Origin of the sequence: Dactylosporangium vinaceum, from assembly GCF_019904175.1 — a bacterium.
Taxonomy (GTDB): Bacteria; Actinomycetota; Actinomycetes; order Mycobacteriales; family Micromonosporaceae; genus Dactylosporangium; species Dactylosporangium vinaceum.
In genome coordinates this window covers 5,384,548-5,395,924 of sequence record NZ_CP061913.1, presented here as the reverse complement: position 1 = coordinate 5,395,924, position 11,377 = coordinate 5,384,548, and the positions used below count along the sequence as shown (strand labels likewise).

13 protein-coding genes are annotated in these 11,377 nt (G+C 74.7%); 4 read left to right on the top strand and 9 right to left on the bottom strand.

The genetic code is table 11. The features are described from left to right. The first annotated feature begins 44 nt into the window (after positions 1-44). Positions 45-791 carry a GNAT family N-acetyltransferase gene (locus Dvina_RS24180; RefSeq protein WP_223104743.1) on the top strand — a complete coding sequence of 249 codons (747 nt, stop codon included), beginning with the start codon at positions 45-47 and terminating at the stop codon, positions 789-791. 46 nt (positions 792-837) lie between these two features. Here the strand turns inward: Dvina_RS24180 and Dvina_RS24175 are convergent, their stop codons facing one another. Next, positions 838-1,434, bottom strand: a complete 597-nt coding sequence (locus Dvina_RS24175; protein WP_223104742.1) for a dihydrofolate reductase family protein — start codon at positions 1,432-1,434, stop codon at positions 838-840. Positions 1,435-1,536: 102 nt separating this feature from the next. Then, positions 1,537-1,812, bottom strand: coding sequence for a hypothetical protein (locus Dvina_RS24170; RefSeq protein WP_223104741.1), 276 nt, complete (start codon positions 1,810-1,812; stop codon positions 1,537-1,539). 156 nt (positions 1,813-1,968) lie between these two features. Between Dvina_RS24170 and Dvina_RS24165 the strand changes: the two genes are divergently transcribed. Continuing rightward, positions 1,969-2,835, top strand: a complete 867-nt coding sequence (locus tag Dvina_RS24165) for an SDR family oxidoreductase (protein WP_223104740.1) — start codon at positions 1,969-1,971, stop codon at positions 2,833-2,835. Here the strand turns inward: Dvina_RS24165 and Dvina_RS24160 are convergent. The 4 genes from Dvina_RS24160 to Dvina_RS24145 all read right to left on the bottom strand — a co-directional run bounded on the left by Dvina_RS24160 (position 2,832) and on the right by Dvina_RS24145 (position 6,784). Then, positions 2,832-3,698 carry a S41 family peptidase gene (locus Dvina_RS24160; protein ID WP_223104739.1) on the bottom strand — a complete coding sequence of 289 codons (867 nt, stop codon included), beginning with the start codon at positions 3,696-3,698 and terminating at the stop codon, positions 2,832-2,834. The genes Dvina_RS24165 and Dvina_RS24160 overlap by 4 nt on opposite strands. Positions 3,699-3,767: 69 nt before the next feature. Next, the gene (locus Dvina_RS24155) at positions 3,768-5,006 is read right to left on the bottom strand and encodes a hypothetical protein (RefSeq protein WP_223104738.1); all 1,239 of its coding nucleotides are present in this window, start codon (positions 5,004-5,006) and stop codon (positions 3,768-3,770) included. Further along, a complete protein-coding gene (locus Dvina_RS24150; RefSeq protein ID WP_380029790.1) occupies positions 4,999-5,562 on the bottom strand; it encodes a SigE family RNA polymerase sigma factor in 564 nt (187 codons plus the stop codon). Before Dvina_RS24150 ends, Dvina_RS24155 begins: the two co-directional genes overlap by 8 nt. A gap of 169 nt (positions 5,563-5,731) precedes the next feature. Continuing rightward, a complete protein-coding gene (locus tag Dvina_RS24145) occupies positions 5,732-6,784 on the bottom strand; it encodes a zinc-binding dehydrogenase (RefSeq protein ID WP_223104737.1) in 1,053 nt (350 codons plus the stop codon). A gap of 67 nt (positions 6,785-6,851) precedes the next feature. Between Dvina_RS24145 and Dvina_RS24140 the strand changes: the two genes are divergently transcribed. Beyond that, on the top strand, positions 6,852-7,622 hold the full coding sequence (locus Dvina_RS24140; RefSeq protein WP_223104736.1) for a helix-turn-helix transcriptional regulator: 771 nt from the start codon (positions 6,852-6,854) through the stop codon (positions 7,620-7,622). On the opposite strand, the gene Dvina_RS24135 is transcribed toward Dvina_RS24140, so the two are convergent. Together Dvina_RS24135 and Dvina_RS24130 are read right to left on the bottom strand one after the other, a co-directional pair. Continuing rightward, the gene (locus Dvina_RS24135; protein ID WP_246656402.1) at positions 7,619-8,830 is read right to left on the bottom strand and encodes a monooxygenase; all 1,212 of its coding nucleotides are present in this window, start codon (positions 8,828-8,830) and stop codon (positions 7,619-7,621) included. The two genes, Dvina_RS24140 and Dvina_RS24135, sit on opposite strands and share 4 nt — an antisense overlap. A gap of 88 nt (positions 8,831-8,918) precedes the next feature. After that, positions 8,919-9,212, bottom strand: coding sequence for a hypothetical protein (locus Dvina_RS24130; RefSeq protein WP_223104735.1), 294 nt, complete (start codon positions 9,210-9,212; stop codon positions 8,919-8,921). A 107-nt stretch (positions 9,213-9,319) separates the two neighbouring features. Between Dvina_RS24130 and Dvina_RS24125 the strand changes: the two genes are divergently transcribed. Further along, positions 9,320-10,222 (top strand): lytic polysaccharide monooxygenase, encoded by a 903-nt coding sequence (locus Dvina_RS24125; RefSeq protein ID WP_246656401.1) that lies wholly within the window; start codon positions 9,320-9,322, stop codon positions 10,220-10,222. Here Dvina_RS24125 and Dvina_RS24120 read toward each other — a convergent pair. Next, a complete protein-coding gene (locus Dvina_RS24120) occupies positions 10,172-11,347 on the bottom strand; it encodes a trigger factor (RefSeq protein WP_223104734.1) in 1,176 nt (391 codons plus the stop codon). The two genes, Dvina_RS24125 and Dvina_RS24120, sit on opposite strands and share 51 nt — an antisense overlap. Positions 11,348-11,377 lie beyond the last annotated feature (30 nt).

Below are 11,377 nucleotides of genomic sequence, written 5' to 3'. Positions count from 1 at the left end.
CTCGCTTCTCACCTTCACCGAGCCCTCGAAAGGGTACGTCCACCATGGATCTGCGCATTCAGCGCGCTGTTGTCGCCAACCTGTCCACCCGCCCGAACGCCGTCGAGACCGGCCCGTTCGTGCTCGGGCTCGACCACGGGACCGACAGTCCACACATCAACTACGCGACGCCGGTGCCCGGGGCCGAGATCACCGCGGCCGACGTCGACGCTCTGGTCGCGGCGTTCGGCGGGCGGCCGCCGCGGCTGGAGTACGTCACCACCTGCGCCCCGACCCTCGAGCGGCTCCTGCTCGACGCCGGATTCGCGGTCGAGGCCCGCAACGAGTACCTCGTTTGCACGCCGGCAACGTTCATCGCGCAGCCGGTGCCGGCGGGCTTCGAGCTGTTCGTCCCCGACACCGACGCCGAGATCGCCGGCGTGATCGGCGTGCAGCACGAGGCGTTCGGCTCACCCGGCGCGGCGAGCCCCGCCGACGTCGACCGGCAGCGCCGTGCCCGGGACCGGGGCGCGGTGTTCACGGGTGCCCGCACCGCCGACGGACGCTACGCCGGCGGTGGCGGCACGGTCGTGCCGAGCGACGGCATCTGCGAGATCGCCGGCATCGCGGTCGCCGCACCGCATCGCCGCCGGGGCCTGGCCGGGGCGATCACCGCCGCGGTCACCGAGCGGCTGTTCGAACGCGGCATCGAGGTGGCGTGGCTGGAGGCCGGCGGCGACGACTCGTGGCGGGTCTACGAGCGGGTCGGCTTCCGCCCGGCCGGGCAGCGCCTCTACATCGCGAAGTACTGATCGGCGCTCGTCCCGGCCGGCGCTGCGGCGCCGGCCGGGACGGGCCTCACGCCCGGTTGACGGTGTAGTGCAGGTGCAGCACGCGGTCGCCCTGGACCACCCGGTCGGGGTCGTCGAGCAGGACGGTGCCGGTGTGGCCGCCGAAGAACCGTTTCCCGGCCCCCATGACGACCGGGACGACGTCCATCGCCACCTCGTCGACGAGGCCGGCCGAGAACGCCTGGCCGCCGACGTCGCCCGCGGTCACGCAGACCAGGCCGCCGCCGGCCAGCTCCTTGGCCAGCGCGACGCCGCGCTCGACCGTGCCGGCGGTGTGGAACGGCGCATCGGGGAACCGGGCGAGCCACTCCTCGGGCAGCGGGCGGTGGGTGACGACGACGAGCGCATCCCCGGCCGCCGGGACACCCGACCAGCCGTCGGTGGTGTCGAAGAGGTGGCGGCCGATGACGGTGACCTTGACCGCGTCCCAGAACGGCCGCACGTAGTCGGCGGAGGCGCGGCCGACCCGGAACGCCCACTGCTCGTTGGCCCGGACCGTGATGTCCCCGTTGCCGTACCAGTCGAACAGCGGCCCGACCGAGTCGTCGGCATTGGCGATGAAGCCGTCCACCGACACGACGGCCTGCATGACAACCCTGGCCATCTCCACCTTCTCCCCACTGCGCCGTCACGTCCCTGCATCTTCCCGCACACCTGTGCCCGCCGCCCCGCGCAACAGGCCGGCACACGCTCCGGCGATGAGCGGTCAGAGCGGCGTGTACAGAGCCTTGAAGCCGCCGCCGTCCTGGCGGTTGCACTGCAGCGTCCAGAACTCGCCCGCCCGGATCGCCGCGGAGCAGGAGCTGGGCGCCTCGGCGGTGACCTCGCCGGCGAACTCCTCGGGCGGGTCGGCGGGCCCGGCCAGGATCGTCACCCTGCCGGTGCGTCCGCCGGCGAACCAGACGAGGAGGTGCCCGGGCCCGTCGGCGCGGTACACCCGGTTGAACTCCACCGCGAAGCGGGTCGGCCGCTGCTCAGGCACCGGCTCATTCTATGGACCTCCCCGCCGGGCCGGCGGTCGCTGTCGAATTTCAGCGTCCACTTGAGACTCCACATCAGCATTCCTGCTGCTCAAGGGCAATATGTGAACACGGCGCTCGCGTTTGCCGGGGCCGGGACGGCAGGCTAAGCAGGACGCATGCGAATTCTCGTGACGGGTGGCACCGGCAACGTCGGCCGGTCGGTGGTCGAGCAGCTGGTGCGGGCCGGCGTGACCGTACGTGTGCTCACCCGCGGGCCGTCGCGGCTCCCGCCCGGGCCGGTCGAGGTGTTCACCGGGGACCTCGCCGATCCGCAGAACCTGCGCCCGGCCCTGGCCGGGGTGGACCGGATGTACCTGTTCCCGTTTCCGGCGACCGCGCCGGCGGTGGTGCGCCTGGCTGAGCGGGCCGGCGTGCGGCGGATCGTCACGCTCTCCTCGGGCGCGGTCAGCACCGGCTACGACACCAACTTCCACCTGCCCGTCGAGCAGGCGGTCGAGCGGTCGGCCCTGGAGTGGACGCACGTGCGGCCGGCCGAGTTCATGCTCAACAACCTCTGGCTGTGGGGGCCGTCGATCCGGGCCGAGCGGGTCGTGCGCGAACCGTTCCCCGACCGCACGGGACGACCGGTGCACGAGCGCGACATCGCCGACGTGGCCACGGCCGCGCTGCTCGGCGCGGAGCACCACGGCGCCGCCTACACCCTGTACGGCCCCGAGACCATCAGCCGCCGCGACCAGGTCCGGCTCATCGCCGGTGCCATCGGGCAGGAGATCCGCCTGGAGGTCGTGACCCCGGCGCGGGCCCGCGAGCTCTATCTGGCGCAGGGCGGCTTCGCGGCGGCCAGCGCCGACTTCCTCACCGGCTTCCAGACGTACTCCGGCGACGCGCCCGGCTCCGGGCCCGCCGAGCCCCCGGCGGCCGCGGCACCCGGGCCGATGCCCACCGCCGCCGACGTCACCGGCACGCCGGCCCGGCCGTTCGCGGCGTGGGCGCGCGAGCACGCCGACGACTTCCGCGGCTAGCCCAGCGCCGTCACCGCGGTCTCGATCACCGTGCCGGGCGGGCTCACGACGTCGGGCACGACACCCTTGCCCTCCCAGTTGGTGCCGGTCACGCTGTCGACGACGTACGCCTCGGGCAGGAACGCGAGCACCGTCGGCGCCAGCCGGATCGGCGTGATGTGGTCCGCGGCGCCGGGCGTGGTCTCCCCCACGACGACGGCCCGGCCCCGGGCCTGCAGGTGATACGCCAGCGCCTCGCCCGACGAGAACGTGCCCGGGCCGACGAGGACGGCGACCGGCTGGCGCAGGCTGGTGCCGGTCGGCAGTGCGGGGGTCCACCACTGGCGCCGCCGGTCCGGGTACACGACCTCGGACAGCTGCGCCGGGGTGTCGCCGAGGAGCCGGCCGGCGATGTGGGCCACCGTTGCCGGGTCGCCGCCGCCGTTGGCGCGCAGGTCGAGCAGGACCCGGGCCGAGCCCTGCGCGAGGGTGAAGGCGGCGTCGAGGTACGGCTGGGCGAGGCCGACGGCGTCGAGGTCGTCGACGCTGATGAGGCAGGTGCCGTCGGCCGTGCGCCGCACCTGCGACACGCACGCGGCCCGGGCCCGGACCACGTCCGGGTCGGGGTCCGGCCAGCCCGGCGGCTCGGTGTCGGGCCGGCCGGTGCCGCCGGGCTCGAAGGTGAGCGCGAGATGGCGGGAGACCGTCCACGCGCACCGTTCGATCGCCGCGCAGCCGGCGGCGGTGACCGGGGTGTCCACCGCCGCGAACCGGTCGGTGAGCACCGCGACGAGCGCGTCGCGGCGCGCGCCGGGCGGCATGAGCCGCGGCAGCCAGCCGGTGAGCCGCTCGACGAGGTCACGCACGAGCAGAACGTCGGACATCATCGAACGGTAGAGCGGCCGGCCCGGGTCCGGCCGCCCTGACCGCTACGCCCGCAGCGAACCGGTGGGTCAGGCCCCGGTCGCGGCGATGTGCAGGCCGCTGTTCGTGGCTCCCCCACTCGCGACGTCCGGATACCACAGGCCGGCGTCGCCATCCCGGGCGCCGACGAGCGGCCGGAGGTCCGCGCTGATCGGCGAGCCGCCGGCCGGGGCGGCGACCTCGACTGTCACGACCCGGCTCGCGCCCGCCGGCAGGGCGGCCGACGAGCAGTTGACCGGCTCGTAGTCCGCCACCAGCTGGCAGCCCGAGAACGACGTGACGGTCCAGGTCTTCGGGATGCCGGGGTCGAGCCACAGCCTGCCCGGCGTGGTGTACTTCGCCGCGTTGCGGATGGTCAGGCGCAGGGTGCCCACGCGCGAGCCGTCCGCCTGCTTGACCATCGTCACCGGGTCGCCGGTGAGGACCAGGGCTGTCACCTTCGGGTTGGGGCCCCACGTTGTCGGGCCGGCCGTCTGGATGAACTGCCGGCCGTCCCAGCCGTAGGTGCGCCACTGGTGCTGGGAGGCCTGGATCTGCTCGCAGCACGGGCGGTACTCGCCCACGTCGACCTTGACCTGGCCGTTGTCGCCGGCCTGGACGGCCCAGATCGTCATGATGTCCACAGTCTCCCGGCCGCCGCTGCGCACGACCCGGCCGAGCGTGACGATCTTGTCGGCGGCGTCCCGGTCGAGCGCGAGCACCTGGTAGTCGGCGCCCTGCGGATGGCACTCGAGCAGGATGACCGTCTCCTGCGCGCCGTCGTGGTCGACGTCGGCGTACACCGGGTCGCCCTTGAGCGTGATGGCGCCGTTCTTGCCGCCCTTGCCACCGCTGAACTTCACGCTGCCGCTCGGGCAGCCGGGCGGTGCGCTCGTGTCGAAGTTGCCGTACTGGTTGGGCCAGTCCGGCACCTGCAGCGTCGCGCTGCGCACGTCGGCGGCGCTGATGCGGCCGTTCGGCGCGGCGGCGGTGGGCGCGCCCGACGCGGGCGCCGGCGGTGCACCGTCCGACGGGGCGACGCTCGCGCCGCTCGGCGGCGGGTTGCCGGCCGGATGATCGGCGCCGGGCCGGCCGGCGAGGGCGAAGACGGCGAGCGGGGCGGCGAGCGCCACCACGGCCGCGGCGGCGATGGAGATCCGGCGGTTGCGGCGCCGGCGGACCGTGCGGTGCACCGCATCCGCGCCGTGCGGGCGGATGTACGGGGTAGCCGCCTCGGCCGTCGAGGTCAGCAGGCCGGCGACCCACGGGTCCCGCTCGTCGTCATACATTGCGCTCCCCTCCCCCGAGCAGGCCGGCCAGGGCCTCCCGGCCGCGGCGCAGCCACGTCTTGACCGTGCCGATCGGAATGCCCTCCTCGGCGGCGATCTCCGCCACCGACTTGTCCGCCAGGTAGTGCAGGACGATGACCCGCCGCTGCCCGTCGGGGAGCCGGCCGAGTGCGGCCAGGGCCGCCACGCGGTCCGGGCTCGGGCCGTCGACGTGCTGCTCGCGATGGCTGCGGGCGTAGCGGGCCGCGATCCGCTCGCGCCGCCACCGGTTGTTGGCGAGGTTGAACGCCACCCGCCGGATCCACGCGACCGGGTCGTCGTAGGCGGCGACCTTCCTCCATCGCGGCAGCGCCCGGCAGAACGCCTCCTGCACGAGCTCCTGGGCCAGGCCGAGGTCGCCCGTGTAGACGTACACCTGCTTGGTCAATGCCGTGAAGCTCTGCCGATAGCACTCGGCGAACCCGTCGGGGCCGGGACGGACCACCGGCCGCCCCGGTCCGGGCGCCGCCCCGGGGTCGATCGGGTCGCCCGCGCCCTCCCCCGCGAATGCGATCACCTATGGCCTCCCGAGTCCCCGCGATCCTCGCGCGCCGGCCCGCCGCCGCCCGCTCGAGGACTACACCCGCAGGATGGCACGCAGGATTCAAACCAAGATCCGGCGGTGGTACTCGCACCCGCCGGACGGTCGCCCGGAACCCCCCGCGGCCCGGCCGGCGGCGCCGCGGTCAGGGGACGAGGGCCACGAAGCCGAGCCCCGTCGTGCGCTCGGCCAGGTCGAGGGCGGCGGCCGGCCGGTCGAGGCCGACGGTGAGCAGCTCGACCGCCGAGAGGTCCAGCAGCCCGGAGCGGACCAGGCGCCAGACCGTCGACACCGTGGCGTTGTCGCTCATCCAGGAGCCGCGCACGGTCAGCCGGCGGTGCATCAGGTCGCCGTACGGGATGGCCAAATCCTGGCGGACGCCGCCGACGAGCACGAGGGTGCCGCGGCCGCGGAGGCTGTCGTAGGCGGCCAGGGTCGGATCGGGTGTCGGCGTGGCACCGAGAGCGTCAAGGGCCACGTCGACCGGGCCGATGCCGGCCGCATCGGTCGCGCGGTCGCCGGTCAGCCGGTGGGTGCGCACCCGCGGGCCGAGCGCGGCCAGCCGGTCGAGGGCCGCCTGGCCGCGGCCCACCGCCGTCACCGTCGCCGCGCCCTCCGCGAGGGCGACCAGGACCGCCGCGCCGCCCAGTTGGCCCGTCGCGCCGATCACGGCGACGTCGCGCCCGGCGAGCGGTCCGGCCGCATGCAGGCCCGAGGCGGCGATGCACAGCCACGGCAGGAACGCCAGCCGGGCCGGGTCCGGGTAGGCGTCCGCACCGGGCAGCTCGACGACCGTCTCCTTGGCGCACAGCGCCCGCTCCGCGAAGACGCCGTCGCGCCACTGCGCGCGCATCCGGTCGGTGCGCTCGCCGCCGGCCCCGGAGCCGCCCAGGCCGACCCAGCCGACCAGGATCTCGTCGCCGCCGCCGGCGTCGAGCAGCGCGGTGTCCACGACGATGTCGCCCGGGGCGACGTGGAAGACGTCGGGCGCGACCTCGATCACGCGCCCGACGCAGGACGGGCCGAGGGTCAGGGGCACGGGCAGGCCGCCGCGGTGGCCCGTCACGACCTTGCCCGTGTACGCCGGCACATGGGCGGCGAGCACCTCCACGAGCACGCCACCGCCGCGCAGCACCGGCTCGGGAACGTCGCGGAGCCGCAGGTCATCGTCTGGTGAGGCAACTGTCCAAGCACGCATGCACCAAGCCTCGCGCGCCGGTAGCCTGGTATCCAGAGCCACTTTATTCTAGTACCGGAGGTGTCAGGTGACGACGGAGCTGGGCGCGTTCCTGCGCAGCCGGCGGGAGCGGATCGCACCGGCCGACGCGGGCCTGCCGGTCACCGGGCGCCGGCGCACGCCCGGCCTGCGCCGCGAGGAGCTGGCCCTGCTCGCCGGCATCAGCGCCACCTGGCTCACCTACCTGGAGCAGGGCCGCGACGTGCGCCCGTCCGGCCAGGTGCTCGACGCGCTGGCCCGGGCGCTGCGGCTGACCCGGACCGAGCACGAGCACCTGCGCCGCCTCGCCGGTGGCGTGGGGCCGCCGGAGCCGGACGCCGCCGAGGAGGTGGCGCCCGAGGTCGCGGGCGTTCCGGCGCTGCTGGGCGGCAACCCCGCGTATGTGACGGGCATCTGCTACGACGTCCTGGCCGTCAACGACGCCGCGGCCGAGCTGTTCCGCGGGATCGCGCCGGGCGGCAACGTCGTGCGCTGGATGCTGACCGAGCCCGCCGCGCGTGAGGTACTCGTCGACTGGGAGCAGGAGGCGCGCAGCATCGTGGCCCGGCTGCGGGCGATCGCCGGACGGCATCCCGCCCATCCGCGCGTCGCCCGCCTGGTGGCCGACCTGACCGCGGCGAGCCCGGAGGTCCGGGCGTGGTGGGCGCAGTACGACATCCAGTTCAGCCATGCGGGCCGCAAGCGGCTCCGGCATCCCCGTCTCGGCGCGATCACCGTGTCGCACGCCGCCTTCCACGTCGCCGAACACCCCGAGCAGACGCTCGTGGTCTACCACCTGCCGGGCCCCACCGGCTCCTAGCGGCCGGCCCCGCCCATCACGACCAGGCCGAGGCACATCTCGTCGCTGGTGCCGTCACCCCACACCACGTAGCGCGGCGCGGTGCCCTTGAGCTGCGGCAGCATCCCGCGCAGTCCGGCGTCGTGGGTGCAGGTCACCCGCAGCGTGTCGCCCGCGTGCACGGCCGCCGGGGTGTCGAGCGGATGGATCGCCTGGTCGTCGAAGTTGTAGTTGGGCACGTCGAGCAGCGTCCGCGCGCCGGCGGTGCCCGGGTTGAGCTCGATCTTGATGGAGCGCCCGAGCAGGTGCATGTGCCCGGCGACCGCATACACCGTGGCGTCCTTCGGGACCTTGTGGTCGCAGTGCTGGGTCACGCCGGCCGCGGGCGGTGCGCCCTGGTTGCACAGCTTGACCAGCTGATCCTCGCGCCCGCCGATCTCGGCGCCGAAGCGCTTGCCGACGTCGGCCACCGCGGCGGCCCGATCGCACAGCGCGCCCGTCTCACCCGCGGTGCACGGCAGCTCGATGGGCGCGGGCAGCAGCCCGGTCTGCAGCGGGCTCATCGCCGCGGCGTCGTCGTTCAGCCGCAGCCGGATGCTCGACTGATCGGAGCCGGCCGCGCTGCCGCCGCTGGCCAGCAGGTTGTAGTGCACCTGCATCACCATCAGGCTGCCGGGCGGCATCGGGTAGCCCAGGTTCGGGGCGAGCAGCGTCTCGTCGGCCCCGGGCGCCCACGACGCGACCCACGCGTCGCCCGTCACCCCGGAGTCCCCGAAGCACGTCCAGCCCTCGCCCGGCGAGTCGGCGTCGAGCTTGCGGGCCTGATCGGCGTGCTCGGGCGCGATCCGGAAGAAGATCGCGTGGTGGACGATCGCCGCGTTCTGCGGCACGAACTGGCTCCCGGTCAGAAACGCGGTCTTCGTCAGCTTCGGGTCCACCAGGAAGCACCGGTACTCGTCGGTCCCGCCGTTGGGCGCCTTCGGCGTGTACGCGACGGGCATGCCCAGGTTCTGGAACCGCTCACCGCTGCGCAACGGCGCGGGCGGCGGCGCCGACCCGTGCCCCGCGTGCGGGTCCGACACCGCGGGAGCAGCCCCGGCCGGCGCCGAGCCACCCGCCGACGACCCGCACCCGGCGACGGCCGCACCAATCAGCAGTGCGACGGCCAGTGCGCCAAGCGCTCGCCCGGCTTTCCCCATCACGACCTCCCCCAAGACGATGACAAGCATCGATGATTCCACCTGGCGGAGCATCGCGACTCAGGGAATTACCCCCATTCGCCACCAGTCAGTCCGATTCGACCGCTTGCCGCGCCGATCACAGCCGGGTGAGATCGGCCTCGAACAGGAAGGGAGCGGTCAGCTTCACGACATCGGTGAAGATGCGGCAGTTGGTCAACGGCACATCCTGCAGCCGGACGTCGCCACCGGTGTCGGCATTCCAGTCCGGCCCGACGGCGGCGTCCAGGGTGTTCGCCAGCAGCCTGGCCAGGCGGTTGTGTCGCTTGGAGGCGCTCGGACCCGCCAGCACCAGGCCGTTCACGATCTCGATCCCGGCGCGCTGCTCCGCTGTCCACAGCGCGTAGCGCTCCGCCGTCACCGGCTCCTGCATCCGGGCGCGGTGCTGATCCATTCGCCATACCCCCGGCGACAAGTGAACCTTGGCGGCCGGCTCTGCGTACCACCGGGGTGGACGAGTCGAGGTTTGGGGCTGTCGCCGTGATCGCGCGGCGTACGTCGGCCGGGATCGCCGCGCTGCTTGTCGGTGGGGTGGCGGCGCTGGCCGGGCCGGCGGGTGCCGCGCAGGCGCACGGGGCGCCGTCGACGCCGGTGAGCCGGGCCTACGCGTGTGGTGCGGGTACGGCGCAGCAGAAGGGGTCGGCCGCGTGCCAGGCCGCGCGGGCGGCCGGGGCCGACGTCGCCGACTGGGACAACATCCGGGTGGCCGGGGTGAACGGGCGCGATCGGCAGGTCATCCCCGACGGGAAGCTGTGCAGCGGCGGAATCGACGCCTACAGGGGTCTCGACCTGGCCCGCGCGGACTGGCCCTCGACAAGGCTCACCGCCGGGGCGGCGTTCACGTTCCGGTACACCGAGACGATCCCGCACAAGGGAACCTTCCGCATCTACCTGACCAATGACGGGTACTCGCCGGGCCGGCCACTGCGCTGGGCCGACCTGGAGACGGTGCCGCTGCTCAGCGCGACGGACCCGGCGGTGGTGGACGGCGCGTACACGATCAAGGGGGCGCTGCCGAAGGGCAGGACCGGCCCGCACGTGATGTACACGATCTGGCAGAACAGCAGCACCGCGGACACCTACTACTCGTGCTCCGACGTGGTGTTCGCCGCCGCCACCACCACGACGGCCCCGGCGGCGCCGGCGGGTTCTCCGGTGCCGCCCGCCGGCACCACCGGCCGGCCCTCGGCCGTGGCGAACGCCGCACTCGGCGCCGCGCCCGGTGACGGCGGCGGTGCGGCCCCGTCGGCCGGTGCGCCGCGGCTCGCCGCCGCGTCCGAGATCGCGTCGACGCCGGTCCTCGCCGGGATGGGTGGGGCGGCGGTGCTCGCGCTAGGCGGGCTCTCGCTCCTGCTCGTGCGGCGCCGGCGCCGGCTGCACTGACCCCGGTGCGGCGCCGACCAGGGCCGCCAGGTCGAGGCGCTCGCCGCCGGGTCCGGTGAGGCGCACCGCGCTGACCGCGGCCCGCAGTGCCTGGCTGCGGCGCCTGTCGTCGTCGGGCTCGGTGATGCCCGCGGCCGCGGCCACGGCGTCGAGCAGCAGCTGGCGGCGGATGCGCTCGACGGCCGCGGTGCGGATCTCGGTGTCGACGTCCTCGGCGGTGCGGCCGGCGGCTTCCAGGTACGCCTCCAGGCTTGTGCCCTCCTGCAGCAGGCGGGCCGTCATCCACCGGCGCCGGCGGGCGACCTCGTCGGCGACCAGGGCCGGCGGGGCCGCGACGGGTGCGGCGGCGAGCAGGGTGTCGAGGACGGCCTCGCGCACGGCGTAGCGGCGCACCGCCCGGGTGGCGTGCTCGTGCCGGTGGCGCAGCGTGTCGCGCAGGTCGTCGATGGTCTCGAACGCATCAACGAGGCCGGCGAACGCGTCGTCGAGCGGCGGCCGGTGGCGCTCCTGCACGCCGTGGACCGTCACCGTGAGCCGCACCCCGGCCGCGGCGAGCCGGGCGGTGTCGCCGGCGCGCAGGCCCGGCAGTGACTCGGCCAGGGCGGCGACCAGGTCGGGCGCGGCGGCGACACCGCCGGCGAGCAGCGTCGCGGAGCCGATGACGTATCGCAGTACAGGTGCGGGCTTCGAAGCGCCGTCCACGGCGATCGCGAACCGCACGACGTCACCTCGGGCCGCCGGGCGGTCCACATCGGACAGGGTGGCGAACCGTCCGCGCAGCAGCTCCAGCACGGCGTCGGCGTCCGGCGGGTCGGCGGGCAGCTCGGTCAGGCTGACGGTGACGGCGTCGAGCGGCGGCAGGGCGATCGGCGGGCGCAGCTCGACCCGGGCGGTCACGCGCAGTGACCCGTCGCCGGTGGGCGTGCCCGCCACGTCGGCCCGGCCCAGTGGCCGCACGCCGGACCGGGCGGCGGCGTCCTCCACGAGGTCCAGCAGCGCCGTCTCGGCCGCGGGCGGCAGGGGCCGGGGCTCGTCGCCCTCGGCGGGCAGGCGCAGCGCGAACGGGGCCAGGCCGCGCAGGGCCGCGGGGATCTGTGCGGGCGGCACCTCGACGGCGAGGTCCATGGGCATCTCCTTCACGAATGGCTGACGTAG